Genomic DNA, 24,535 nt, shown 5'->3' on the forward strand with positions numbered 1-24,535 from the left:
GCGAGGTGCCCGACGGCGCCGCGCACGCCGGCCACGTCGAGTCCGGTCGTGCGGTGCCCGGGCGCGCGACGCCGTCGGGCACTTACCGACGGGACGCCCCCGGGCTCGTCGACGGGTTCGGGCGGCGTCATCGCGACCTGCGGATCTCGCTCACCGACCGCTGCTCGCTCCGGTGCACCTACTGCATGCCCGCCGAGGGCATGCCGTGGCTGCCCTCCGACGAGCTCCTCACGGTCGCCGAGATGACGCGGGTCGCCGCCGTGGCGGTGCGCCACGGGATCGAGGAGATCCGCCTCACGGGTGGCGAACCGCTGCTGCGGCCCGACATCGTCGAGATCGTGGCCGGGCTGGCCGCGCTCCCCGGTGCCCCCGAGGTGTCGATGACCACCAACGGGCTGCGCCTCGCGGCGCTCGCGGACCCGCTCCGCGCGGCGGGGCTGGCCCGCCTCAACGTGTCCCTCGACACCCTGCGCCGCGACCGGTACGAGCGGCTGACCCGACGCGACCGGCTCGGCCAGGCCCTCGACGGGCTCGCGGCGGCCGACCGGGCGGGCTTCACGGGCACCAAGCTCAACGCCGTGCTCGTGCGCGGGGTCAACGACGACGAGACGGTCGACCTCCTGCGGTTCGCGGTCGACCGCGGCTACGAGCTGCGCTTCATCGAGCAGATGCCGCTCGACGCGGGCCGGACCTGGACCCGCGAGGGCATGGTCACGGCCGACGAGGTGCTCGCGTCGCTCACCGGGGAGTTCGACCTGGAACCCGTACCGACGCGCGGCGCGGCACCCGCCGAGCGCTGGAGGGTCGACGGGACAGACGCCGTCGTCGGGATCGTCGCCTCGGTGACGCGGCCCTTCTGCGGGGCGTGCGACCGGATCCGGCTCACGGCCGACGGTCAGCTCCGCAGTTGCCTGTTCGCGCGCGAGGAGACCGACCTGCGGGCGCTCCTGCGCGCAGGAGCCGACGACGACCGGATCGCGGCGGCGCTCGGCCTCGCGGTCCGCACCAAGGCCGCCGGCCACACCATCGGCAGCGCCGGCTTCGAGCAGCCCGCCCGCGGCATGTCCGCGATCGGCGGCTGACCCACCCTTCCCCCGACCCGCCCCCGAGAAGGAGCACCGAGATGCCCGCCATCACCCTGCGCTACTACGCCGCGGCCCGCGCCGCGGCGAACGGTCTGGACGAGGAGGTGATCGAGACCGAGAGCCCGGCCGCCGCCCTCCGCGCGAGCGCGCGACGCCACGGCGAGGCCATGCGCCGGGTGCAGGTCGTCTCCTCCTACCTCCAGGACGGGCGCGCGCTGCGGCCCGAGGCCGCCGCCCTCCCCGTCGACGAGCCCGTGACGATCGACGTCCTCCCACCGTTCGCGGGTGGGTGACCCGTCGTGCAGAGCGCTGCGACGCACGAGCGGTTCCCGCCCCTCGATGCGCCGACCGCGACGTTCGTGCCGTGCGGTCACCGGCGTGCGGGGCTCCACGGGCCTGTCACGAGCGGGTGGCTGCTCGCGGCGAGCGTGAGCCAGCTCGCCGTGGCCGTCGCCGTCCTGTGGTGGGGCCTCAGCGCCCATCCGGTCCTGACGGTCCCCGCGGCCGTGAGCATCGCCGGGGTGCTGCTCGCGGCCCCCTGGCTCGTGTCGGTCGTCGTCCTCGCGCTCGGGAGAACGCGGTTCCGGCACCTCGAGCGGCGCTACGTCGCCTGGCTCGACGGGCTCACGGCCGAGCAGAGGGTGCTGCACGGTCGGCAGGTCCGGGCCCGGCTCCTGGAGCACGAGGCGGCACCGCGGCACTGGGTCGTGCCCGCCGACTGGTAGTCGTCCGGTACCCGACCGGTGCTCGGCGGTCAGGCGGCGGTCAGTCGGCGGGCGGTCGACGGGCACCGACGGCCCCCGCCCGGCGGTCAGCCGAGCTCGGCGACGAGCCGCGAGGTGAGCGGGACCGCGACCCCGAGGCGCTCCGCCGCGCGCACGACCGCGCCGCCGATCGCGTCGACCTCGAGGGGGCGCCCCGCCTGGGCGTCGCGCTCCATCGAGGACCGGGCGCCCGGAGGGAACCTGTCGTAGAGCGCCAGCGAGGCGGCGGGGTCCGCGGGAGCACCCGAGGCCGCCGCCACGGCCGCGATCTCGGCGACGAGCGTCTCGAGCTCGGACCGGTGGGTCGTGCGCACCTCGCCGATGGTCGTCGCGTACCGCGTGGTGAGCAGGGCGAGCGGGGCCAGGAACAAGAGCTTGGCCCACACGAGCGCCGCCTCGTCGGTGCGCACGGTCGTCGTGATGCCCGCGTCCGTGAGCAGGGCGCGCACCGCCTCGACGCTCTCGTCGGGCACGTCGCCCGCCACGAGGTCGATCTCGACGAACGGGCTGCCGTGCACGATCTCTCCCGGCGCGACGCGGGTCGACTCGACCCGGATCGTCGCGGGCACGACGCGTTCTGAGCCGTACCGGGCTCGCAGCACGTCCAGGTGCTCGAGGCCGTTGAGGAGCGGCACGACGACCCCGTCGCCGAGGGCCTCCCGAGGGACGAGGTCGAGAGCAGCCGCCAGGCCGGTCTGCTTGACCGCGACGAGCAGCACGTCGACGGGGGAGTCGAGGTGCATCGTCGCCCGGGCGGGGACGTCGAAGTCCCCGAGCAGACCGCTCCGGACCCGCAGGCCGTGCGCGCGCAGCGACTCGACCGTGGCGTCGCGGGCCACGAACCGCACGTCCGAGCCCGCCCGGCTCAGGAGAGCGCCGACGAGCCCCCCGACACCGCCGGCACCCAGGACCGCGACGCTCGTCCGGTCCACGTTCTCCGCCTCGTCCACGATCCCTGCCACGTCCTGTCCCACCACGGTCTCCCTCGTCCCGACGATCGAGGTCCCAGGAGACCACGCCGGGGCGTCGACCCGGCCCGAGGCGCGGCCCCGGTGGGGGTGAGGGTCGTCACGGCCCGGCGCCGGCGTGGGCGTGCGCGCCCGGGCTGCGCGGGCGGGCAGACCCCGGGCGTGCGCGTCGGTGGAACGATCCGTGGGGGTGCCTCGTTGGTGTCTGCACGACAGCCCGTGGGCGTGTTCCGGTACGCAGGTGCCGGCGCGCGTCCGGGACGGACGACGTGCGGACGACGCACAGCAGGGACGCAGCGATGCCGGTGAACCAGACCGAGACCACCCACCCATGGACCTTCGACGCGCGCTCGGCCGCGGTCTACGGGCTCGTGACGGCCGCGTGGTACACCGTGCCCGATCTCGTCGAGCGGCGCAGCACCAGAGCCCTGCTCAAGACCGTGTGCGGGGTGTCCGGGATCGCCCTGCTCCTGCGGACCGGGGACGGTCGGGAAGCGCTCGAGGGCGTCCGGCGGCTGCGTGACGCCATGCGCGAGCCCGGGCACGACGACGCGCTCGCCGGCACCTCCGCGTCCGTGGCCGGCGCGACCGCCCCGTGCGAGGCCGACTCGGGTGACGTCCCGGACAACACGCTGCACGGGCTGACGCCCGTCGAGATCACGCCCGCCGGCAAGGCCGCGGTCGCCACCGGAGCGGTCGTGGTCCTCGGGGTCACGACGGCGCTCGCCGTTGTGGGGGAGAAGGTGGCCTACCGGTGGGGTGAGCGCCTGCGCGCTCGCGGGGTGCGGGCGCCGCACGCGCGCGTGGGGCTGGTCCTCGGCGCGGCAGCAGCGGTCCTGGGCGGGCTGGCGCCGGCGTCCGAGGCGGAAGAGGACCTCTCGGTCGCCTAGGCCGGGCCGGGTCCCGGTCGGTCCGACCTGTGCTGCTCCGGACCGACCACCGACCCGCCCCCTGCCGGGCCGCCTGACGTGACCGGCCCGGTGGCGGGCCGACGCCCTGAGCGCTGGTCAGTCGAAGAGCGCCGCGAGGCGCGGGAGCCGACGGCGGTTCTCGTCCTCGTCGTCGAAGTCCCAGACCTCGCCGCGCGGGTCGGCCGAGGAGACCTCCTCGTTGCCGTGCCCGGAGGACGACGCCCCCGCCGCCCGCGCCGCGTAGTACTCCTCGTCGTCGCGGCCGGTCGCCTGCGTCCAGGCTTCGCCCACGAGCGAGTCGAGCGACTCGTACCCGAACCAGCCGGAGCCCTCTCCGCCCATGCCGAGGACGACCGGGTGCCCCGCGAGCGAGTCCGGGTCCGCGACCGTCCGGGTGAACACCTCGCGCCCCGCGAGGACGAGCCCGTCGCGGAAGTCCATGAAGCCGTCGTCGCTGCACCCGCCCTCGATCAGGTAGGCCGCTCCCCACACGGGCCAGGCGTAGGCGGCTGAGCTCACCGCGTCGGCCACGGTCGCGAACGCGAGGATCTCGTCGGGCGTCAGCCGTTCGACGAGCAGGGTGGTCAGCGTGCCGGGAAGAGGGTCGTCCTGTGCGCCGCGGTCGTCGGCACCCTGCCCCGCACGGGTCCGGGCGTCGTCGACGAGCTGCCAGAAGGTGTCGTGGTCCATGGCGGGAAATGTAGGGACCGCCACTGACAAGCACGGTCATGGCTGTCCGGGGGCACGGTGATCGGCCCGCCGGGAGGTCGCTAGCATCGTGGCGTGCGAGCTTCCGTGGGCGTGGTCGTGACCGGGTTCGACCAGGGAGACCTGGTGCGAGAGGCCGTCGAGTCGGTGCTGAGGCAGACCCGGGCCCCGGACCAGGTCGTCGTGGTCGACGACGGGTCGACGGACGCATGGTCGCTCGAGGTTCTCGACGTGCTCCGTGCCGACGGCCTGGTGCAGGTCCTGCGCCAGGAGAACGCGGGTGTGAGCGCGGCCCGCAACGCCGGGCTGTCCTTGCTGACCACCGAGCTCGCGGTCGTGCTGGACGGCGACGACCGCCTCGCCGAGACCTTCGTCGAGCGGACCGCGGCCCTCCTCGAGGAGGACGCCGACGTCGTCGGCGCCTCGTCCTGGCTGCGCATGCACGGCGTCGCCCACGCGATCGCCCGCCCCGCCGGGGGAGCGGCGGTCGACTTCCTCCACCGCAACGCCTCGCCGGCCACCGTGATGCTGCGACGCGACCGCTGGCGCGCGGCCGGAGGCTACGACGAGCGCATGCGGGACGGCTTCGAGGACTGGGACTTCTTCCTCGCGCTGCTCGCGGCGGGCGCTCGGATCGAGATCGTGCCCGAGCCGCTCGTCGAGTACCGCACGTCCCCGACCTCGGCCAACGTGCGCAGCATGGACAAGCGGGTCGCGCTCTACGGTCACCTGGTCGACCGGCACCGCCCCCTGTTCGAGGAGCACCTGCGTGCGGTGCTCCTGGCCCAGGAAGCGGCGTCGATCGCGCGGCTCGACGCCTGGGAGCGTCTGGTGCTCGACCACCCGGAGGTCCCGGTCGGCGACGCCACCTACGGCGACGGCGGCATGGCCGCGGTCGTGCGGATCGCGACGGCCCGCGCCGAGGGCGCCGGTGCGCAGACGGCCCGTGCCGCCGTCCTCCCGGAGCCCTGAGTCAGAGCGCGCCGCTCGCGGCCGTCTCGACGACGCCGCCCGCACCGTCGAACGTCAGGAGGCGGTCGGCGACCTTGTCGATGAAGTAGCGGTCGTGGCTCACGACGACCACGGCGCCGGGGAAGTGCGCGAGCGCGCGCTCCATGACCTGGGCGCTCGTGAGGTCGAGGTGGTTGGTCGGCTCGTCGAGCACGATCACCGAGGCGCCCGACAGCAGGCACTGCGCGATCGCGACGCGGGCGCGCTGGCCGCCCGAGAGCGTGCCGATCTTCTGCTTGAGCTCCATCTCGGAGAACTGCAGCATGGTCAGGAACCGGTTGACGTTCTTCTTGGTCGCCGAGTAGGCGAGCGTGCCGGGCGCCGCGCTGACGGCGTGGGCGACCGTGTCGTCCAGGTCGAGGTCGGCCACGACCTGGTTGTAGGAGACGAACGTCGAGTTCTTCTTCCAGGTGATCTGCCCGGCGTCGGGCGGGGTGACCTCGGTGAGCACGTCGAGGAGCGTCGACTTGCCGGACCCGTTCGCGCCGACGACGGCCACGCGGTCCCCGCGGTGCAGCGAGAAGGTCAGGTCGCTGAACAGCGGAGCGCCCCCGAACCCCTTGGTCAGTCCTTCGACCTCGACCAGGCGGTCGCTCACGTGGAGGTCCGCGTAGATCGTGGTGATGATCTGGTCGACCGGGCGCGGGGCCTGGCGCTTCTTGATGTCGGCGAGCTTGCGCTTGAGGCCGCGGCTCTTGTCCTTCGCGGCCTGCTTGCGGGCGTCGCTGGCCTCGACCTCGTACGCGAGCAGCTCCTCCTCGTGCGCGAACTGCCGCTCGATGGTCTTGAGGCGCGACTGCTTGGCGTGCACGTAGTCGGAGTACCCACCCTCGTACTCGTGCAGGCGACGGTTCTCGATCTCGACGATCCGGTTGACGGCCCCGTCGAGGAACTGACGGTCGTGAGAGACCACGAGCACCGCGCCCGGGTAGGTCTGGAGCCAGTTCTCGATCCAGCGCACGCCGTCGAGGTCGAGGAAGTTGGTGGGCTCGTCGAGGAGCAGCACGTCGGGGCGCTGCACGAGGATCCGTGCGAGCGCCGCGCGGTTGCGCCAGCCGCCCGAGAGCTGGTCGACGGGCAGGTCGCGCCGCTCGGCGTCGAACCCGAGGCGCGTGAGGACCGTGTCGATCGTGTTCTCGTACGACCACCCGTCGATCGCGTCCATGCGCTCGAACAGGTCGGCCTGCTCGGTCAGGAGGCGGGTCATCTCGTCGCCGCCGTCGTCCATCAGGTCGGGCTCGGCGAGACGCTCGCCGATCGCGTCCAGGCGTTCCTGCGTCGCGTGGACGTCGGCGAACAACGCGCTGAGCTCCTCGGCCGCGCTGCGGTGGCCCGCGAGCTCCGAGAACTGCGAGAAGTACCCGATCGTGACCCCGAGGTTGACGTCGACCGTCCCGGCCGTGGGCTCCTTGCGCCCCAGGATCAGCTCGAGGAACGTCGTCTTGCCCGTGCCGTTGCGACCCACGAGCCCGACGCGCTCGCCCTCGCGGAGCTTGAGGTAGGCGTCGCGCAGCACGACCTTGTCGTCGAACTGCATGCTCACGGCGTTCAGGCGGATCAGGCTCACAGGGGTCCTCTCGGGCACCGTGCCGGACGTCGGCACGACCCCGAACACTACGCGGGCGGGCTGTCCGCACCCTTGCGGGCTGCCGGATGGCGACCGTTCGTCGCAGGCCGGCTACCGCTCGTCGCACACCTCGACCGCCCGTCGACGTGACGTGGATCACGGACCTGCGGTGTCCCTAGCCTTTCCCGGTCGGACGCAACGACGCGACCTGAGGGAGAGAGAACCGATGACCACAGACATCCGATCGACCGCGGAGGCCGTCCCGGACGACGGGCTCTCGCCCGACCCGACGCTCCCGCCGACCGCGGTCCCGGAGTCCGCGCTCAAGCCTCGCTGGACCTGGCAGAAGATCGCGCTGTGGACGGGGACCGCGCTGCTCGGCGGCGTGGCCTGGGTCATGCTCGCGCTCGTGCGCGGCGAGACCGTCAACGCCATCTGGTTCGTGTTCGCCGCGGTGTGCAGCTACCTCATCGGCTACCGCTTCTACTCGAAGGTCATCGAGCGGTACATCACGCGCCCCGACGACCGGCGTGCGACACCCGCCGAGGTGCGCTCGGACGGCAAGGACTACGTCCCGACCGACCGCCGCGTGCTGTTCGGGCACCACTTCGCCGCGATCGCGGGCGCCGGCCCGCTGGTCGGCCCGGTCCTGGCCGCGCAGATGGGCTACCTGCCCGGCACGGTCTGGATCATCGTCGGCGTCATCTTCGCCGGAGCCGTGCAGGACTACGTCGTCCTGTTCTTCTCGATGCGCCGCGGCGGCCGCACGATCGGTCAGATGGCACGCCAGGAGCTCGGGCGCATCGGTGGCACGGCCGCGATCGTCGCGTCGCTGCTCATCATGCTGATCATCGTCGCGATCCTCGCGCTCGTGGTCGTCAACTCCCTGGGCGAGAGCCCCTGGGGCGTCTTCAGCGTCGCGATGACCATCCCGATCGCCCTGTTCATGGGCGTCTACCTGCGCTACCTGCGCCCCGGGCGCATCACCGAGGTCTCGATCATCGGCTTCGTGCTCCTCATGGCCGCGATCGTGGGCGGCGGCTGGGTCGCGAACACCCCGTGGGGCGCGGACCTGTTCCACCTCGACCGCACGACCATCGCGATCGGCATCATCGTCTACGGCTTCATCGCCGCGGTCCTGCCCGTGTGGCTGCTCCTGGCACCGCGCGACTACCTGTCGACCTTCATGAAGGTCGGCGTGATCGTGATGCTCGCGGGTGCGATCGTGATCGTGCGCCCCGAGATCTCGGTCCCCGCGGTCAGCGAGTTCGCGAGCGGCGAGACCGGTCCGGTGTTCTCCGGGTCGCTCTTCCCGTTCCTGTTCGTGACGATCGCGTGCGGCGCGCTCTCGGGCTTCCACGCGCTCATCGCCTCGGGCACGACGCCCAAGCTGCTCGAGAAGGAGCGGCAGACGCGCTTCATCGGGTACGGCGGCATGCTCATGGAGTCGTTCGTCGCGATCATGGCTCTCGTCGCGGCGATCTCGCTCGACCGCGGCATCTACTTCGCCATGAACGCCTCGGCCGCCGCGACCGGCGGGACCATCGAGGGCGCGGTCGCGTTCGTCAACTCGCTCGGCCTGGCAGGGGTGAACCTCACGCCCGACATGCTGTCCTCGACCGCGGCGGCCGTCGGGGAGGAGTCCATCGTGTCCCGCACGGGTGGCGCCCCGACCCTGGCGCTGGGCCTCGCGCACATCATGCAGCAGCTGTTCGGCGGCGCCTCGATGATGGGCTTCTGGTACCACTTCGCGATCATGTTCGAGGCGCTGTTCATCCTCACGGCGGTCGACGCGGGCACGCGCGTCGCGCGCTTCATGCTCCAGGACTCGCTCGGCAACGTCGTCCCGAAGTTCCGGGACGTCACGTGGCGCCCCGGCGTGTGGTTCTGCACCCTGGTCATGGTCGCGGGGTGGGGGAGCATCCTCTACCTCGGCGTGACCGACCCCCTCGGCGGGATCAACACGTTCTTCCCGCTGTTCGGCATCGCCAACCAGCTCCTCGCGGCCATCGCGCTCGCGGTCGTCCTGGCGATCGTGGCCAAGCGTGGCCGGTCGTACTTCCGCTGGCTCTGGATCGTCGCGGTGCCGCTCGCGTTCACCGCGGTCGTGACCATCACCGCGTCGTTCGAGAAGATCTTCTCGCCCGTCCCGGCGGTCGGGTACTGGGCCAACCACAACGCGTTCAAGGAGGCCCTCGCCGCGGGCGAGACGTCGTTCGGCACCGCGAAGTCGGTCGAGGCCATGGAGGCGGTCGTGCGCAACACGTTCGTCCAGGGCACGCTGTCGATCATCTTCGTGGTCCTCGCGATCGTCGTGATGATCGCGGCCCTCGTGACGACGGTCAAGGCGCTGCGGGCGGGCGGCGGGGAGAACCACGAGGACGAGCCCGTGGCCTCGCGCCGCTTCGCCCCCGCTGGGCTCCTGACCACGGCGACCGAGAAGGAGATCGAGGCCGAGTGGGCCCAGCTCCCGCCCGAGAAGCAGCCCGTGTCCTCGGGCGCGGGGCACTGACGTGGGGCCCGTGCGCGACGCGCTCGCCCGCGCGGCGAGGGGCACGGCCTGGTACGTCCGCCAGCTCATGGGCGACGACGCCTACCGGGTCTACGTGGAGCACCGCCGTGCCGCGCACGGGCCCGACGTCGCCGTCGTGACCGAGCGCCAGTTCTGGCGCCAGCGCATGGACGACCAGGACCGCAACCCCGGCGCGCGCTGCTGCTGAACCGGAGCGGGCGGCAACGGCCACCGTCCCGCCCCGACAAGAGGCGCGACGGCGATATCGTCGGGGGGGCCCCCCGCCCGCGGTGGGGGGTCCTCCCGAGCCCGGCGTCGTCGCCGAGCCCGCTCGCCCTGCGACCTTCCGGAAGAGGATCTCGACATGTCCGGACCCGCGTTCACCGGTGCCGTGGTCGGCCTGGTCGTCGGCGTTTTCCTCACGGGTGCGCTGGTCCTCGCCTGGCGGCTGGCCCGCGGCACCCGCGAGCTCGGCAGCGACTCGGAGCGGGCGACGTTCCGCACCCTGCACCTCGCGTCGCGCGCGGCCACGCACCTGCGGGACGGCCTCGAGGGCGACGACGTCGGCCGAGCGGCGCGCCACCTGCGTGCGCTGCTCGGCTGCGACGCGCTCGCGGTCGTGACGGCCGACGGCGTCGTGGCGCTCGACGGCCCGGCCACCCTCCGGGCCGAGGCCGAGCGGGTGGGGGCGCGGACCGTCGGGACGGGCAGGCGACAGGTCTACGGGAGCCGCGAGCCGTCGTCGGGCACGTCCGTGCAGGACGCACCGCTCGAGGCCGTCGGGGCCCCCGTGCTCGCCGGGGGAGCCGTGGCCGGCGCCGTGGTCGCGTTCGCGACACGCGTGCGCCCGCCGCTCGTGCGCGCCACGGGCGAGGTCGCGCAGTGGTGCGCGGCCCAGCTCGAGCTCGGCGAGCTCGAGGCCTCGCGCACCGCGCTGGCCCAGGCCGAGCTGCGCGCCCTGCGCGCCCAGATCAGCCCGCACTTCATCTACAACTCGCTCGGCGCGATCGCCTCGTTCATCAGCACCGACCCCGAGCGGGCGCGGGACCTGGTGCTCGACTTCGCGGACTTCACGAGGTACTCGTTCCGGGGTCGCGGCGACTTCACGACGCTCGCCGACGAGCTGCACAGCATCCACTCCTACGTCGAGCTCGAGCGAGCCCGGTTCGGCGACCGGCTCACCGTGACGCTCCAGATCGCGCCCGAGTCGCTCTCGACCGTCATCCCGTTCCTCAGCGTGCAGCCGCTCGTCGAGAACGCCGTCCGGCACGGCCTCGAGCCCCGCGAGGCCGGGGGCACGATCGTCATCAGCGCGCGTGACGAGGGCACCCAGACGGAGATCACGGTCGAGGACGACGGCGTCGGGATGTCGCCCGAGAGGCTGCGGGCCCTGCTCGCCTCGGGCTCGCGCGCGACCAACGTCGGGCTGCGCAACGTCGACACGCGCGTGCGCCAGCTCTACGGCGACCAGCATGCGCTCGAGATCGAGACGAACGAGGGCGCGGGTACCCTCGTGCGGATGCGCGTCCCCAAGTCCCAGCCCCAGCACGAGACCGAGGTGAGCAGGCCGTGAACGACGACGGTCCCCGGGCCACCGGGTCCGGTGCGCCGGGCGAGAGCCCGGGCGGGGTCCGGCCCGACGGCGTCGACGTCCTCGTGGCCGACGACGAACGGCCGGTGCTCGACGAGCTGGTCCAGCTCCTGCGCCGCGACCCGCACGTGCGCTCGGTGCACGCCGTCGCGTCGGGGTCCGAGGCTCTGCGCTGGCTGTCCGAGCACCCCGTGCACGTCGCGTTCCTCGACATCCACATGCCCGGCCTCACGGGGCTCGACCTCGCCCGCGCGCTGTCACGGTTCTCGGTCCGGCCCGCCGTGGTGTTCGTGACGGCCGACGAGGCCCGGGCCATCGAGGCCTTCGAGGTCGAGGCCGTCGACTACGTGCTCAAGCCCGTGCGGCGCGAGCGCCTGGCACGGGCGGTCGAGCGTGCGGTCGCGGGGCACGCCGCGGCGGGAAGCTCCTCGCGGGGCGATGCGGGCCGGGCGGTGCCCGACGACCGCGCCCCGGCCGACGAGACCATCGCCGTGACGGTCGGCACTACGACGCGCGTCGTGCTGCGCTCGGCCGTGCGGTGGGTCCAGGCGCAGGGGGACTACTCGCGCCTCGTGACCGGCACAGACAGCTACCTCGTGCGCGAGCCCCTCTCCGACCTCGAGGAACGGTGGGCGCCCGCGGGGTTCCTGCGCGTGCACCGCTCCTACCTCGTCGACCGCTCGGCCGTGACCGCGGTCCGCCTGGGCGGCGCGCACCCCGTCGTGGTCGTCGCGGGGCACGAGGTCCCCGTGAGCCGACGCATGGCACCGGCCGTGCGCGACGCGTTCCTGGGCCGCCCCGGGGGACGTCCGTGAGCAGCGACGAGGCGCCGCCGCGGGTCGTCGTCCGCTCGACGGACGACCCGGCGAGCGACCCGGCCGCCGCGACGGGACCAGGGGAGGGGGCGCCGTCGGGCAGCGGGGCACCCCGCGGCGCACAGGCCTCCGGGCCCGACGACGCGAGCGAACCCGCGGCCGTGTACGCCCGCAGCCTCGCGCGGGCACAGCTGCGGCTCGCGCTCGCGTGCGTCGTGTCGTTCCTGGCGGTCGTCACGCTGCTCACGGTCACCATGAGCGCCGTGCCCACGCTGGGCGACGTGCACGTGCTGGGCGTGCCGCTCCCGTGGCTCCTGCACGCCTACGGGTTCTACCCCGTCATCGCGGCGTTCGCGCTCGTGTTCGCGCTCGCCGCGGCGCGCAACGAACGACGCTTCCGCGCCCTCGTGGAGGACGAGTGACCTCGGCGCTGCCGCTCGTCGCCGTCGGGATGCTCCTGCTCGCGACCGGGCTCATCGGGTTCTACGGGCTGCGGATCTCGCGGACCACGAGCGACTTCTTCGTCGCCTCGCGCACCGTGCAACCCGTGTGGAACGCCTCGGCCATCAGCGGTGAGTACCTGTCGGCCGGGACGTTCCTGGGCCTGTCCGGGCTCGTGCTGCTCTCGGGGGCCGAGGCCTTCTGGTTCCCCGTCGGGTACGCCGCGGGCTACCTGCTCGTCCTGCTGTTCGTCGCCGGGCCGCTGCGCCGCAGCGGGGCCTACACGATCCCCGACTTCGTCCAGGCGCGGCTCGACTCGCTCGCCGCCCGGCGCGTCACGAGCGTCCTGGTGCTCGTCATCGGGTGGCTGTACGTCGTCCCGCAGCTCCACGGGGCCGCGCTCGTCATCACGACCGTGGCCCCCGTGCCGCCGTGGGTCGGGTCGGTCGGGGTTGCCGCGGTCGTGAGCGCCGTGGTCGCCGCGGGCGGCATGCGCTCGGTCACGTTCGTCCAGGCCTTCCAGTTCTGGGTCAAGCTCACGGCCCTCGCGATCCCCGTGGTCTTCCTGCTGGTCGTCCTCGGCGGGCAGGACCTGGCGCTCGACCCGGCCCAGGTCTTCCCGCCCGAGGCCGGGCCGCGCTCCTACGACACCTACACGACGGCCTCGCTGCTGCTCGCTCTCCTGCTCGGCACGATCGGCCTGCCGCACGTCCTCGTGCGCTTCTACACGAGCCCCGACGGGGTCTCGGCGCGGTGGACCACGGTCGTGGTGATCGGCATGATCAGCGTCTTCTACATGGTCTCGAGCACCATGGGGCTCGTCGCCCGCGTCGTCGCGCCCGACCTCGCCGCGCCCGGTGTCGCCGACACGGTGGCGCTCGTGCTGCCCGCGCGCCTGGTGCCCGGCCTGGGCGGTGAGCTGCTCTCCGCTCTCGTGATCGCGGGGGCGTTCGCCGCGTTCCTCGGGACCTCGTCCGGGCTCGTGGTCTCGCTCGCGGGCGTCGTGAGCCAGGACCTGTTCGGCGGCACGGTCCGCTCGTTCCGGTGGTCCGCGGTCGCGTGCACGCTCGTGCCGCTCGCGTTCGCGCTCGTGACGATCCCGCAGGGGCTCGTGACGAGCGTCGGGACGGTGTTCGTGTTCGCGGCCTCGGCGCTGTCCCCGACCATCCTGCTGGGCGTGTGGTGGCGTCGGCTCACCGCGCGCGGCGCGATCGCGGGCATGGTCGTCGGGAGCGCGCTGTGCGCCGGTGCGCTGCTCGTGACCTCGGCGCTCGGTCCGGGCGACGGGCTCGCGCGCAGCCTCCTGGCCCAGCCCGCGGCCTGGACGATCCCGCTCGCGACCGCCACGACCGTCGTCGTGTCCCTGCGCGACCGGCGCGGGCCGCAGCCCCGCACCGACCGGTTCCTGCGACGGTTGCACGTGCCGGAGCGGGCGCCCGAGCGTTGAGTGCGTGGTTCGGCCGCGACTCGCCGGGCGTGTCGCGGCCGAACGATGCACTCGACGTCGGGCGGTGGGCTACGGCACGAGCCGGTGCAGGTCGCGCGGGAGCAGCGTGACCTCCCGGACGTTCGTCGCCCCGGTCAGGCGAGCCGTCCAGCGCTCGAGGCCGATCGCGAAGCCGCCGTGCGGCGGCATGCCGTGCTCGAACGCCTCGAGGTAGGTCGCGTAGGCGGCCGGGTCCTCGCCGCGGGCCGTGATCGCCGCGACGTAGTCGGCGTGCCGGTGCAGCCGCTGACCGCCCGTGACGAGCTCGAGACCGCGGAAGAGCAGGTCGAAGCTGTTGCTCCACCGCGCGTCGTCGGGCTGAGGGTGCGTGTAGAAGGGGCGCTTGGCCATCGGATAGCCCTCGACGGCGAGGAAGTCGCTCCCGTGCTCGGCGAGCGCCCACCTCCCCAGGGCGCGTTCGTGCTCGGGGGCCAGGTCGGGCTCGTCCGAGGGTGCGCCGACCAGGGCCAGCGCCTCGGCGAAGTGGATCACGGGGATCTCGTCGGGCACGACCGGGACGGTGAAGCCCTGGGCCGCGACCGCCCCGGCCGCGAGCTCGTGCACCCCCGCGACCATGCCCGCCAGGACGTCGCGCAGGACCCGCAGCACGTCGCGATGGTCGTGCACGAACCCGAGCTCGACGTCGAGCGAGACGTACTCGGCGAGGTGGCGGACCGTGTCGTGCGGCTCGGCGCGGAAGACCGGTCCCACCTCGTACACGCGCTCGAACACCCCGACGAGCTGCTGCTTGTACAGCTGGGGGCTCTGCGCCAGGAAGGCGGGACCGCCGAAGTAGTCGACCGCGAACACGTTCGCCCCCGACTCGGTCGCCGACGCGACGATCTTGGGCGAGTGGACCTCGGTGAACCCCTGCGCGTCGAGCACCTCGCGGAAGCCCCGCAACGACGCGGCCGCGACCTCCCACCGCGCACGCTGGGCGGGGTGGCGCCACGCGACGGCCGCGTGGTCGAGCAGCGTCGGCAGCGCCACGTCGAGCGTGGGGCGCCAGAGCTCGACGGGTGGGGTCACCGCGGGGTCGGTGAGGAGGACGAGGGTCGGTGAGGTCACCTCGATCCCGCCGGGCGCCTGGGCGTTCGCCGTGGCGGTGCCCGTGACCTCGACCACGGTCTCCTCGGGCGGCACGTCCTGCTCGTCGCCGGCACGCACGACGACCTGGGCCAGGCCCGACCGGTCGCGCAGCACCAGGAAGGTGACCGTGGCGAGCTCCCGGCGGCGGTGCACCCAGCCGTCGAGCGTCACGGACGTGCCAGGGGGCACGGAGGAGAGGTCGGCGGCGAGGGTGCGGGAGCCGGGAAGCGCGACGGGTGGGGTGGGTGGTCTCATGGTTCCTCCAGCAGGCGAAGGCCCTGGAGGAGCGGGCGGGGGCTAGGTCGCTGTGCCACCACTCCTTCGCCGGGAGGTCCCGACCTCTCGTCGGTACGCCGCACGCGCGGGGCACGTCCGCCCGTGCTGCGAGAGCCGGGCCGAGGGTCGTCACGCCTCACGTCCACCGGTTCCGACCCTACCCACGGTGCATCCGTTCGTCGCGGGAATTCTCCGGGCGGACGTCGAGCGCGTGGTTCGGCTGCGACATGCTCGGCGAGCAGCAGCGGAACCATGCACCCAGCGGTGCGCGGCACCTTCCGTTCACCCGCTCTCGCTACGGTCGCACCGTGACCGCACAGCCCGCAGAGCCCGCCCAGCCCCCTCGTCCCGCCGCGCTCGCCCGCCGCCTGGGGCTGGCCGACAGCGTCGTGATCGGCGTCGGCTCGATGCTCGGCGCCGGGGTGTTCGCGGTCTTCGCCCCGGCGGCCGCCGCGGCCGGGTGGTGGCTGCTCGCGGGGCTCGCGGTCGCGGCCCTGGTCGCCTACGCCAACGCGACGTCCACCGCGCAGCTCGCGGCCCGCTACCCGACGTCGGGCGGGGCCTACGCGTACGGGCGTGAACGCCTGGGACCGTGGTGGGGGTTCGCCGCGGGGTGGTCGTTCGTCGTCGGGAAGACGGCCTCGTGCGCGGCCATGGCCCTGACCTTCGCGGCCTATGCCGCCCCCGGCGCGCAGCGCCCCGTGGCCGCGCTCGTCGTCGTGGCGCTGGTCGCGGTCAACGCCCGGGGGGTGACCCGCACGGCCCAGGTCACGCGCGTCCTGGTCGCCGTGACGGTGCTCGTGCTGGTGCTCGTGGTCGTCGTCGCGTGGCAGGTTCCTGTCGCTGAGTCCCCGTCGGAGGTGGGGGCACCGCAGGGGTCGCACGGCGTGCTCCAGAGCGCCGGGCTGCTGTTCTTCGCGTTCGCCGGGTACGCGCGGGTCGCGACGCTCGGGGAAGAGGTGCGCGACCCGCGCGTGACGATCCCGCGCGCGATCCAGCTCGCGCTCGGGATCGTGGTGGTCGTCTACGCGGTGGTCGGGTTCGGCGCGCTGCGGGCGCTCGGCGCGGACGGCCTCGCGGGGTCGACGGCGCCGCTCGCCGACGTCGTCGGCGCGGCCGGGTGGCCCGGAGGGGACGTGGTCGTGCGGGTCGGTGCCGCCGCAGCCTGCGGGGGAGCGCTCCTGGGGCTGGTCGCCGGGGTGGGACGGACGACGCTCGCGATGGCTCGCGAGGGCGACCTGCCTGGCCCGCTCGCGGCGGTGCACCCGGTGCATCGGGTGCCGGCGCGGGCCGAGGCCGTGCTGGGGACCGTCCTCGTCGTCCTCGTCCTGGTGGCAGACCTCCGCGCGGCCGTCGGGTTCTCGTCCTTCGCGGTGCTGACGTACTACGCGGTCGCCAACCTGGCGGCCCTCACGCAGGGGCCCGACGACCGTCGGTGGCCCCGCGCCCTCCAGGTCCTGGGGCTCGTCGGCTGCCTGACGCTCGCGGCCTCGCTCCCGCTCGCGTCCGTGCTCGCGGGGGCGGCGGTGCTCGTCGGGGGACTGGTCGGACGTGCCGTCGCTCGGGCGGCGGTCCACCGAGAGCCGGGGGCGTGACCGGCGGCAGCCCGCCCGGGGCGTCGCCGCCGGACCAGGCCACCGGTGCGCGCGGCCGTCGCGCCTGGCGCCGGGGCGCCCGCGGGGTGACCATGGACGTATGTCCAGCGTCGGACCGGTCGTTGTCGGGTATGACGGGTCGCCCTCGGCGACCTCCGCGGTGCGGTGGGCTGCGCGTGAAGCCCGACGGCGCAGCACGCGGCTCGACGTCGTCTTCGCGCGTGACGCGCACGACACCCACCTCGAACCCTCCCTGCCGGGCGGTGGCGAGAACGCGCAGGCCGGCGCCCGCGCCCTGGCCGAGCGGGGTCGGGGCAAGGCGCTCGAGGTCGAGCCGGACGTCGAGGTCGAGGCGTCGCTCGAGTACGCGACGCCGGCCGCGGCCCTGGTCGGGACGTCGCTCGACGCCTCGGTCGTGGTCGTCGGATCGGGGGACCACGGTCGGGTGCGCGGTGAGCTGGGCGGTTCGGTGGCGCTCGCGGTCGCGGCGCACGCGCACTGCCCGGTCGTCGTGGTGCACGGCGACGTCGAGGCGCTGCGCGACGTGAACCTGCCCGTCGTCGTGGGGGTCGACGGGTCTGCGGCCTCGACCGACGCGCTGCTGCACGCGGCCGAGGTGGCCGTCTCGCGCGAGGCGTCCCTGCGTGTCGTGGTCGCCTGGTGGACGCGGGCCTCGGCCCACCTCGAGAGCTATGTCGCCGCGGAGTTCCCGCGCGAGCGCGCCGAGCAGGGCGCCGAGCGGCAGCTCGCCGCGGCGCTCGCCCAGGTGCGCGAGGCGTTCGACGGGATCGACGTCGAGGGCGAGACGGTCGAGGCCTACCCGGCTCCCGCACTGGTCAGGGCCTCGGAGGGGGCCGAGCGGCTCGTCGTGGGCTCGCGCGGCCGGGGTGGGTTCGCGGCGCTCGTCCTGGGTTCGGTGAGCCACGCGCTGGTGCGCGAGGCGCACTGCCCCGTGACGATCGTGCGCTGACCCCGGCGTCCACGGTCGCGTGATCCCCGCCACAGGTTCGGTCCTGAGACTTTCACCCGGTGGGGATGTTTGGTTAGGCTCACCTCCGTGAGCCAGACCTTATCGGGAGCCGACGACACCACGGCAGCCCAGGACCCCGCCCTCCCGGCCCTCGCCGGGACCGGGCTGAGCCTCGGGTACGACGGGAACGCCGTCGTGCACGACGCCTCGCTGCGTCTGCTCCCCGGACAGGTCACCGCGCTGATCGGGCCCAACGGGAGCGGCAAGTCGACGCTCCTGCGCTCGCTCGCCCGGCTGCACAAGCCGCTCGACGGGACCGTGAGCCTGCCCGACGTACCCGACGCGCTCGCGCTGCACCCCAAGGACTTCGCGCGCCGCGTCACGCTGCTCTCGCAGAGCAGGCCCACGCCCAACGGCGTGAGCGTGCGCGACGTCGTCGGGTACGGACGGCACCCGCACCGGGCGCGCTTCCGCTCCACGGACCCCGACGGCGCCCGCGCGATCGCGTGGGCCATGGACGTCACGGGCGTCGCGGCCATGGCCGGGCGCGGCGTCGACGAGCTGTCGGGAGGCGAGCTCCAGCGCGTGTGGCTCGCGACGTGCCTCGCGCAGGACACGGGCGTGCTGCTCCTCGACGAGCCCACGACCTACCTGGACCTGCGCTACCAGGTCGAGATCCTCGACCTCGTGCGCGACCTCGCGGACGACCACGGCGTGGCCGTGGGCGTCGTGCTGCACGACCTCAACCAGGCGGCCGCGGTCGCCGACCACGTGGTCCTGCTCCAGCGCGGCGTCGTCCGCGCCGCGGGCGAGGCCGCGGACGTCCTGACGGCCGACGCCCTGAGCGAGACCTACGGCATCCGGATCGAGGTCACGCACGACCCGCTGACCGGCACGGTGCAGACCGCGCCCGTCGGGCGGCACACGACCCGCAGGCTCGTCGCCGTCCCCTGACGGCCGGGCCGACGCACCCCGTGCCGCCGCGCACCCCCGCGCGGTGGCCCACCGAGCCCGACGCCGTCCCGGCGCGGGCCGCACCTCAAGGACACAGGACCCCCATGCGAACGACCCTCCGGACCGGCCTGCCCGCCGTCCTGCTCGTGACAGCGCTCACCCTCACCGCGTGCGGCACCACGGAGGAGGCCGACGCCGGCACGGCCGACGCGACCGCCGCCTCCGACGCGGGCCCCGTCACCTTCACCGACGAGCGCGGCGAGCAGACGCTCGACGCTCCTGCGACCGAGGTCGTCTCGCTCGAGTGGGGCCTGACCGAGAACCTGCTCGCGCTCGGCGTCGACATCGTCGGCCAGGCCGACGTCGAGGGCTACAACACCTGGGACACCTCGGTGCCCCTCGACGCCTCCACCCCGGACGTCGGCACGCGCGGCGAGGCGAGCCTCGACGCGATCTCCGCGCTCGAGCCCGACCTCATCGCCGTCACCACGGACACGGCCGACAACGTGATCGACCAGCTCGAGGACATCGCGCCCGTCGTCACCCTGCGCGGCTCGGACGGCACCGACCCGATCGGGTACATGCGTCAGACCGTCGAGACCCTCGCGACCGCGACGGGTACCGAGGACAAGGGTGCCGAGCTGCTCGCGGGCTTCGACACCAAGGTCGCCGAGGGCAAGAAGGCCCTCGACGAGGCCGGCGTCGCGGGCGCCTCGTACGTCATGGCCGACGGCTGGGTCAACAACGGCACCGTCTCGGTGCGCATGTACACGCCCGGTTCGTTCCTGGGGGCGGTCGGCGCCGAGCTGGGCCTCGAGAACGCCTGGACCGGCGAGGGCGACCCCGACTACGGCCTCGCGCAGACCGACGTCGAGGGCCTCACGGCGCTGAGCGACGTCCAGTTCGTCTACGCCGCGAGCGACTCCGAGGCCGACCCGTTCGCGGACGGGCTCAAGGACAACGCGATCTGGCAGCAGCTCCCGTTCGTCGTCGCCGGTGACGTGCACCGCATCCCCGACGGCATCTGGATGTTCGGCGGCCCGGCCTCGGCGGGCGCCTACGTCGACGCGCTCGTCGCGGCACTGACCCAGTGAGCACGAGCGCCCCGGGGGGACTCTCGACGGCCCAGAGCGAGGTCCCGGACGACTCCTCGGGGCTCCTGGCCCCGCCGGTTCCCCTGGGGCGCTCGCGCGTCCGGTTCCGCCTGACGGTCGCCTCGGCGTTCGTCGTCGCGATCCTCGTCGTCCTGGTGCTGGCCGCGATCCACCTCACGCAGGGGACGGCCGACGTCGGCCTCGGCGACCTGCTGAGGCTCGTCGTGGGCGGGACCGGCGGCGATGCCGACGCGGACCGGACCGTGGCCGCCGTCCTGGTCGCCTCGCGCCTGCCCCGCCTGCTCGCGGGCCTCCTCGTGGGCGTCTCGCTCGGCGCGGCCGGAGCCGCGCTCCAGTCCGTGGCGCGCAACCCGCTGGCCTCGCCCGACACGCTCGCGGTCAACGCGGGCGCCTACGTCGCGGTCGTGGGCGCGGCCGTGGTCGGCGTGACGCTCCCGTTCTACCTCTCGGGGACCCTGGCGCTGATCGGTGGCCTCGCGGCCTCGGGCCTGGTGCTCGTCCTGGCGCGCGGCGGTGCGGCAGGGCCCACCCGGCTGATCCTCGCGGGCTCCGCGATCACCCTGGCCCTGCACTCGCTGACGACCGTGCTGCTCGTGCTGTTCCAGCAGGAGACCATGGGGCTCTTCGCGTGGGGGAGCGGCTCGATCGTCCAGTCCGGCACGTCGCAGGTCGCGCTCGCGGCCCCGCTCGTGGTCGTGGGCCTCGGCGGGCTGGTCTTCGTGGCCCACCGGCTGGACCTCCTGGCGCTGGGCGACGACACCGCGACCGTGCTCGGGATCGACGTGCGCGCCACGCGCGTCGTGACCATCCTGCTCGCGGTCCTGCTGTCCGCGACGGCCGTCACGGTCGCGGGCCCGGTCGGGTTCGTCGGGCTGTGCGCCCCGGTGATCGTGCGCCTCGTGGCGCGCAAGGTGCCGGGCCTCAACCGGCACCGTGTGCTCATCCCGCTCTCGGGGATCGCGGGCGTGATCGTCATCCTGGGCGCCGACGTCCTGCTGCGCCTCGTGCTGCCCGGCACCTACGGCGTCGCCGTCCCGACGGGCGTCATCACGACCGTGTTCGGCGCCGCGACGCTCGTGTGGCTCGCGCGCCGCCTCAAGGACTCGGGACCTGCTGCGGGGACCCGGGCCGCGCACGTCCGGCCGCGCACCTCGCGCCGCGCGCTGGTGGTCATGGCCGTCCTGGTCGCGCTCCTGGTCGCGGCCACGATCGCGGCGCTCCTGCTGGGCGACCGGCTCCTGCTCACGGGCGACGTCCTCAACTGGGCCGCCGACCGGGCGGGCAAGCAGGTGAGCTTCGTGCTCGACCAGCGCTTCCCGCGCGCGCTCGCCGCGATCCTCGCGGGCGCCGCGCTGGGCCTGGCGGGAACCGTGGTGCAGGCCGTGTGCCGCAACCCGCTGGCCGAGCCGGGGCTGCTCGGCGTGACCGCGGGCGCGGGCCTGGGGGCCGTCGCGGTCGTCCTGCTCGTGCCCGGCGTCGGCATCGTGGGGATGTCCGTGGCGGCCGTCGTCGGCGCGCTCGGGACGTTCGCGATCGTCTACCGCCTGGCGTACCGGGGCGGGCTGAGCTCGGACCGCCTCGTGCTCATCGGTATCGGCATGAGTGCGGGGGCCACGGCCCTGACCACGCTCGTGATCGTCGTCGTGGCCCCGTGGAACCTCAACCTCGCGCTCACCTGGCTGTCCGGGTCCACGTACGGGCGCACGCTCGAGCACGTGGTCCCCGTCGTGCTCGCGCTGCTCGTGGTCGTGCCCGTCGCGGTGCTCCACCGGCGCGAGATGGACGTCCTGGCGCTCGACGAGGACACCCCGCGGGTCCTGGGTCTGCGCCTCGACCGCACGCGCCTGCTGCTCCTGGGCGCGAGCGCGGTGCTGACGGCCGCGGCGGTGTGCGCGGTCGGCGTCGTGGGCTTCGTGGGTCTCGTCGCCCCGCACGCCGCGCGGGCCCTCGTCGGGTCCCGCAACGGTCGCGTCATCCCGGTCTCGATGCTGCTCGGGGCCGTCCTCGTGAGCGTCGCCGACACCGTGGGCCGCACGGTCATCGCACCCGCCCAGATCCCCGCGGGCCTGACGACGGCGCTCATCGGTGCGCCGTACTTCGTGTGGCTCCTGTGGCGCAGCCGCGGCCGTGAGGCGTGAGAGTGATCCCGACCACAGGGACGGGTCCGGGGGTTCACCCGAGCCCGATGTTTGGTTAGGCTCGCCTACGTGAGCCAGACCAGTGTCGTGACCGAGCAGGAGATCTCCCCGTTCCGCATGTTCGACGTGCAGGTGCGACGGGTCGAGCGCCTGGCCCCCAGCTTCCTGCGCGTGACCTTCACGGGCCACGACCTGCACGAGTTCGCCGACAACGGCCTGGACCAGCGCATCAAGCTCGTCCTGCCCGCGACCGACGGCGGCTTCGAGCACCTCGACCGCACGGGAGAGTGGTACGCCGCGTGGCGCGCCCAGCCCGAGGAGCGTCGCAACCCGCTGCGCACCTACACCGTGCGCGCGGTGCGTCCTGAGGTCTCCGAGGTGGACGTCGACCTCGTCCTGCACGGCGACGCGGGCCCCGCGTCCCGGTGGGCGCTCGCTGCGCGCCCCGGTACCGAGGTCGTCCTGCTGGGCCCCAACGGGCTGTGGCACGGTGCTCACGGCGGCGTCGAGTTCTCGCGCCCGGTCCGCAGCCACGCGCTGCTGCTCGCCGGGGACGAGACCGCGGTCCCGGCCATCGCCTCGATCCTCGAGTCCCTCCCGGCCGACGAGGTCGGCGAGGTCTTCCTCGAGGTCCCGCACGCCGGTGACGTCCTGCCCGTCACGGCGCCCGCCGGCGTGAACGTCACCTGGCTCGCCCGCGAGGGCCGGGTGCACGGCGACCTGCTCGTGCCCGCCGTCCGCGAGGCCGCGGACCGCCTGCTCGAGCGCAACGTGTGCGGTGCGACCCACTCGTTGACCTGCGCCGCGCGCGGGCTCGCGGCGCGCCCCGGCACGGCCGGCGAGGTGGCCGAGCTCGAGGATGTCGACGTCGACACGGACATCCTCTGGGAGGTTCCCGTGGACGACGACGGCGCACCCCTGGTCGCGTGCGCCGAGCTCTACGCGTGGCTCGCCGGGGAGGCCTCGGTCATCAAGACGCTGCGGCGCTACCTCGTGTCCGAGCGCGGTGTGGACCGTCGGTCGGTCGCGTTCATGGGCTACTGGCGTGAGGGCCGCGCCGAGGGTTGACGGTCGTGAGGGCCGCGCCGAGGGCTGACGGCCGTGAGGGCTGCTCACCCCACCGGCACGCCCAGCCCCTCGACCAGCTCGACCCCGGGCAGCCGCGCGAGCAGGGCCCCCGGCAGCAGCAGCTTGGAGCGGCGCAGCCCGCTCCCGATCAGCGCGGCCTCGCCGTCCGTGGCGACGGCGGCGTCGAGCAGCACGCGCCATCCCTCGGGGAGCCCGATCGGGGTGATCCCGCCGTACTCCATGCCGGACTCGGCGACCGCGCGGTCCATGGGCAGGAACGAGGCCTTGCGCACGTCGAGCAGCGACCGCACGCGCGTGTTCACGTCGGCCCGGGTCGTGGCCCGCACGACGGCCGCGGCGATCCGCTCGTCGCCGCCGCGCCGCCCGGCGACCAGGACGCAGTTCGCGGAGACCGCGGGCGGCAGGTCGTGGGCCGCGTTGAGCGTCGCGGTGTCGGCGAGGTCCGGGTCGATCTCGACGACGGCGACCTGCTCGGCGACGCGGGGGTCCTGAGCGGTCCACCGGGCGAGGGCCTCGGCGACCGCCGGTGCGAGCAGGTCGGGCCGGGTCGTCGCGGGGACCCAGTCGAGGTCGCCGAGGGTCGGAAGGGTGAGGCGGTCGATCCCGTCGTGGCTCATGCGGCGACCAGGACCTGGTAGGTCGGCGTGATGGTCGCTCGCCCGATCGTGTGGAACACGGCCGCCATGGCGACCGCGGTCGCGGTCGTCGAGGGGGTGACGTCGAGCGTCTCGACGTCGAGTGCGTGCACCGCGAACACGTACCGGTGTGGTCTGTCGCCGGGCGGGGGTGCGGCGCCCAGGTAGCCCGGCCCACCGCCGTCGTGCCGGGTCTGCACCGCTCCCGGCGGGAGGTAACCGCCTCCGGGCGACCCTGCGCCCTGCGCGAGCGTCACGGTGGACGCGGGCACGTTGACGACGGTCCAGTGCCAGTAGCCCGCCGGGGTCGGCGCGTCCATGTCGAAGCAGCTCACGAGGAACGAGCGTGTGGCCGCGGGGAAGTGGTTCCAGGACAGCTCGGGCGACCGGTTGTCGCCGCCGGCCGCGTGCGTGCGTGCCATGGGTTCGCCGTGCGCGACGTCGTCGCTCGTGACGCTGAAGCGTGGGACCTGGGGCAGGAGCGAGTAGGGGTCGGGAGCGAGGGGCCGGTCGGCGAGGTTCATCGTCCCATCGTGCCCGGTGGGCGGGGGAGGGGCCAGGTGCGGGGTCGTCGGTGGCGTCGGAAGCGCGCGGTGAATTGTCCCCCCTTGCCCGCCCAGCGAACCACACTTTGCAGGATTGTGCTTGTTTAGGCCCCGCTATTGACAAACTCCGTCACCACTGCAAATCTGGTGACTGCCCGGGCGATCCTCGGGCCACGCAGTGAGTGCCACAGATGCCATGTCACGAGCGTCGATCGCCACCGGTCCCGGCAGACCCCCGGGCGCATCGCCGACCAGAGAGCAGGTCGCCAT

The 24,535-nt window shown here is 74.0% G+C and carries 23 protein-coding genes; 17 read left to right on the plus strand and 6 right to left on the minus strand.

What is annotated here, in order from left to right:
* Positions 1–5 precede the first annotated feature (5 nt).
* The 3 genes from moaA to H9641_RS13725 are packed head-to-tail and all read left to right on the plus strand — an operon-like array spanning position 6 to position 1,810.
* Positions 6–1,082 carry a GTP 3',8-cyclase MoaA gene (gene moaA / locus H9641_RS13715; protein WP_404821950.1) on the plus strand — a complete coding sequence of 359 codons (1,077 nt, stop codon included), beginning with the start codon at positions 6–8 and terminating at the stop codon, positions 1,080–1,082.
* 41 nt (positions 1,083–1,123) lie between these two features.
* On the plus strand, positions 1,124–1,378 hold the full coding sequence (locus H9641_RS13720; RefSeq protein ID WP_191804689.1) for a MoaD/ThiS family protein: 255 nt from the start codon (positions 1,124–1,126) through the stop codon (positions 1,376–1,378).
* Positions 1,379–1,384: 6 nt separating this feature from the next.
* On the plus strand, positions 1,385–1,810 hold the full coding sequence (locus H9641_RS13725; RefSeq protein ID WP_191804691.1) for a hypothetical protein: 426 nt from the start codon (positions 1,385–1,387) through the stop codon (positions 1,808–1,810).
* 86 nt (positions 1,811–1,896) lie between these two features.
* On the opposite strand, the gene H9641_RS13730 is transcribed toward H9641_RS13725, so the two are convergent.
* On the minus strand, positions 1,897–2,826 hold the full coding sequence (locus H9641_RS13730) for a ketopantoate reductase family protein (RefSeq protein WP_318244586.1): 930 nt from the start codon (positions 2,824–2,826) through the stop codon (positions 1,897–1,899).
* 290 nt (positions 2,827–3,116) lie between these two features.
* On the opposite strand from H9641_RS13730, the gene H9641_RS13735 reads away from it, so the two are divergent.
* A complete protein-coding gene (locus H9641_RS13735) occupies positions 3,117–3,707 on the plus strand; it encodes a hypothetical protein (RefSeq protein WP_191804902.1) in 591 nt (196 codons plus the stop codon).
* A 117-nt stretch (positions 3,708–3,824) separates the two neighbouring features.
* Here H9641_RS13735 and H9641_RS13740 read toward each other — a convergent pair whose 3' ends face one another.
* The gene (locus tag H9641_RS13740) at positions 3,825–4,418 is read right to left on the minus strand and encodes a DUF4240 domain-containing protein (RefSeq protein WP_191804695.1); all 594 of its coding nucleotides are present in this window, start codon (positions 4,416–4,418) and stop codon (positions 3,825–3,827) included.
* A 93-nt stretch (positions 4,419–4,511) separates the two neighbouring features.
* Between H9641_RS13740 and H9641_RS13745 the strand changes: the two genes are divergently transcribed.
* Positions 4,512–5,408: a glycosyltransferase family 2 protein gene (locus tag H9641_RS13745; protein WP_191804697.1), complete on the plus strand. Its 897-nt coding sequence runs from the start codon at positions 4,512–4,514 to the stop codon at positions 5,406–5,408.
* Position 5,409: 1 nt separating this feature from the next.
* Here the strand turns inward: H9641_RS13745 and H9641_RS13750 are convergent, their stop codons facing one another.
* Positions 5,410–7,014, minus strand: a complete 1,605-nt coding sequence (locus H9641_RS13750; protein ID WP_191804699.1) for an ABC-F family ATP-binding cassette domain-containing protein — start codon at positions 7,012–7,014, stop codon at positions 5,410–5,412.
* A gap of 226 nt (positions 7,015–7,240) precedes the next feature.
* On the opposite strand from H9641_RS13750, the gene H9641_RS13755 reads away from it, so the two are divergent.
* The 6 genes from H9641_RS13755 (at position 7,241) to H9641_RS13780 (ending at position 13,820) form a co-directional block, all read left to right on the plus strand.
* Entirely contained in the window at positions 7,241–9,526 is a 2,286-nt protein-coding gene (locus tag H9641_RS13755) for a carbon starvation CstA family protein (RefSeq protein WP_191804701.1), read from the plus strand.
* A gap of 10 nt (positions 9,527–9,536) precedes the next feature.
* Positions 9,537–9,734: a YbdD/YjiX family protein gene (locus tag H9641_RS13760; RefSeq protein ID WP_318244587.1), complete on the plus strand. Its 198-nt coding sequence runs from the start codon at positions 9,537–9,539 to the stop codon at positions 9,732–9,734.
* A gap of 156 nt (positions 9,735–9,890) precedes the next feature.
* Positions 9,891–11,099 (plus strand): sensor histidine kinase, encoded by a 1,209-nt coding sequence (locus H9641_RS13765; protein ID WP_191804705.1) that lies wholly within the window; start codon positions 9,891–9,893, stop codon positions 11,097–11,099.
* A gap of 83 nt (positions 11,100–11,182) precedes the next feature.
* A complete protein-coding gene (locus tag H9641_RS13770; RefSeq protein ID WP_318244598.1) occupies positions 11,183–11,932 on the plus strand; it encodes a LytR/AlgR family response regulator transcription factor in 750 nt (249 codons plus the stop codon).
* On the plus strand, positions 11,929–12,354 hold the full coding sequence (locus H9641_RS13775; RefSeq protein WP_191804708.1) for a heavy metal transporter: 426 nt from the start codon (positions 11,929–11,931) through the stop codon (positions 12,352–12,354). The genes H9641_RS13770 and H9641_RS13775 overlap by 4 nt, the downstream gene beginning before the upstream one ends.
* 29 nt (positions 12,355–12,383) lie before the next feature.
* Positions 12,384–13,820 (plus strand): sodium/solute symporter, encoded by a 1,437-nt coding sequence (locus H9641_RS13780; RefSeq protein WP_225220491.1) that lies wholly within the window; start codon positions 12,384–12,386, stop codon positions 13,818–13,820.
* Between the two features lie 69 nt (positions 13,821–13,889).
* Here the strand turns inward: H9641_RS13780 and aspS are convergent, their stop codons facing one another.
* The gene (gene aspS / locus H9641_RS13785) at positions 13,890–15,203 is read right to left on the minus strand and encodes an aspartate--tRNA(Asn) ligase (RefSeq protein WP_191804711.1); all 1,314 of its coding nucleotides are present in this window, start codon (positions 15,201–15,203) and stop codon (positions 13,890–13,892) included.
* A gap of 329 nt (positions 15,204–15,532) precedes the next feature.
* On the opposite strand from aspS, the gene H9641_RS13790 reads away from it, so the two are divergent.
* The 6 genes from H9641_RS13790 to H9641_RS13815 all read left to right on the plus strand — a co-directional run bounded on the left by H9641_RS13790 (position 15,533) and on the right by H9641_RS13815 (position 23,064).
* Entirely contained in the window at positions 15,533–16,819 is a 1,287-nt protein-coding gene (locus H9641_RS13790) for an APC family permease (protein WP_318244588.1), read from the plus strand.
* 100 nt (positions 16,820–16,919) lie between these two features.
* A complete protein-coding gene (locus H9641_RS13795) occupies positions 16,920–17,789 on the plus strand; it encodes a universal stress protein (RefSeq protein WP_191804716.1) in 870 nt (289 codons plus the stop codon).
* Between the two features lie 87 nt (positions 17,790–17,876).
* Positions 17,877–18,743, plus strand: coding sequence for an ABC transporter ATP-binding protein (locus tag H9641_RS13800; protein ID WP_191804719.1), 867 nt, complete (start codon positions 17,877–17,879; stop codon positions 18,741–18,743).
* Between the two features lie 104 nt (positions 18,744–18,847).
* Positions 18,848–19,837, plus strand: a complete 990-nt coding sequence (locus H9641_RS13805) for an ABC transporter substrate-binding protein (protein WP_191804721.1) — start codon at positions 18,848–18,850, stop codon at positions 19,835–19,837.
* A complete protein-coding gene (locus tag H9641_RS13810) occupies positions 19,834–21,996 on the plus strand; it encodes an iron ABC transporter permease (RefSeq protein ID WP_318244589.1) in 2,163 nt (720 codons plus the stop codon). Before H9641_RS13805 ends, H9641_RS13810 begins: the two co-directional genes overlap by 4 nt.
* A gap of 117 nt (positions 21,997–22,113) precedes the next feature.
* Positions 22,114–23,064, plus strand: coding sequence for a siderophore-interacting protein (locus tag H9641_RS13815; RefSeq protein WP_191804878.1), 951 nt, complete (start codon positions 22,114–22,116; stop codon positions 23,062–23,064).
* Positions 23,065–23,108: 44 nt separating this feature from the next.
* Here the strand turns inward: H9641_RS13815 and H9641_RS13820 are convergent, their stop codons facing one another.
* Positions 23,109–23,702, minus strand: coding sequence for a YbaK/EbsC family protein (locus H9641_RS13820; protein WP_191804723.1), 594 nt, complete (start codon positions 23,700–23,702; stop codon positions 23,109–23,111).
* Positions 23,699–24,244 carry a YbhB/YbcL family Raf kinase inhibitor-like protein gene (locus tag H9641_RS13825; RefSeq protein ID WP_191804725.1) on the minus strand — a complete coding sequence of 182 codons (546 nt, stop codon included), beginning with the start codon at positions 24,242–24,244 and terminating at the stop codon, positions 23,699–23,701. The genes H9641_RS13820 and H9641_RS13825 overlap by 4 nt, the downstream gene beginning before the upstream one ends.
* Positions 24,245–24,535: the final 291 nt, after the last annotated feature.

Source organism: Oerskovia merdavium, from assembly GCF_014836755.1.
GTDB lineage: Bacteria > Actinomycetota > Actinomycetes > Actinomycetales > Cellulomonadaceae > Oerskovia > Oerskovia merdavium.

What these genes read in the sequence shown, in the direction of transcription:
- H9641_RS13780 (WP_225220491.1), top strand. Translation starts at nt 12,384, where the DNA reads ATGCTCCTGCTCGCGACCGGGCTCATCGGGTTCTACGGGCTGCGGATC.
- H9641_RS13825 (WP_191804725.1), bottom strand. Translation starts at nt 24,244, where the DNA reads ATGAACCTCGCCGACCGGCCCCTCGCTCCCGACCCCTACTCGCTCCTG.
- aspS (WP_191804711.1), bottom strand. Translation starts at nt 15,203, where the DNA reads ATGAGACCACCCACCCCACCCGTCGCGCTTCCCGGCTCCCGCACCCTC.
- H9641_RS13765 (WP_191804705.1), top strand. Translation starts at nt 9,891, where the DNA reads ATGTCCGGACCCGCGTTCACCGGTGCCGTGGTCGGCCTGGTCGTCGGC.
- H9641_RS13720 (WP_191804689.1), top strand. Translation starts at nt 1,124, where the DNA reads ATGCCCGCCATCACCCTGCGCTACTACGCCGCGGCCCGCGCCGCGGCG.
- H9641_RS13755 (WP_191804701.1), top strand. Translation starts at nt 7,241, where the DNA reads ATGACCACAGACATCCGATCGACCGCGGAGGCCGTCCCGGACGACGGG.
- H9641_RS13805 (WP_191804721.1), top strand. Translation starts at nt 18,848, where the DNA reads ATGCGAACGACCCTCCGGACCGGCCTGCCCGCCGTCCTGCTCGTGACA.
- H9641_RS13740 (WP_191804695.1), bottom strand. Translation starts at nt 4,418, where the DNA reads ATGGACCACGACACCTTCTGGCAGCTCGTCGACGACGCCCGGACCCGT.
- H9641_RS13795 (WP_191804716.1), top strand. Translation starts at nt 16,920, where the DNA reads ATGTCCAGCGTCGGACCGGTCGTTGTCGGGTATGACGGGTCGCCCTCG.
- H9641_RS13815 (WP_191804878.1), top strand. Translation starts at nt 22,114, where the DNA reads ATGTTCGACGTGCAGGTGCGACGGGTCGAGCGCCTGGCCCCCAGCTTC.
- H9641_RS13820 (WP_191804723.1), bottom strand. Translation starts at nt 23,702, where the DNA reads ATGAGCCACGACGGGATCGACCGCCTCACCCTTCCGACCCTCGGCGAC.
- H9641_RS13735 (WP_191804902.1), top strand. Translation starts at nt 3,117, where the DNA reads ATGCCGGTGAACCAGACCGAGACCACCCACCCATGGACCTTCGACGCG.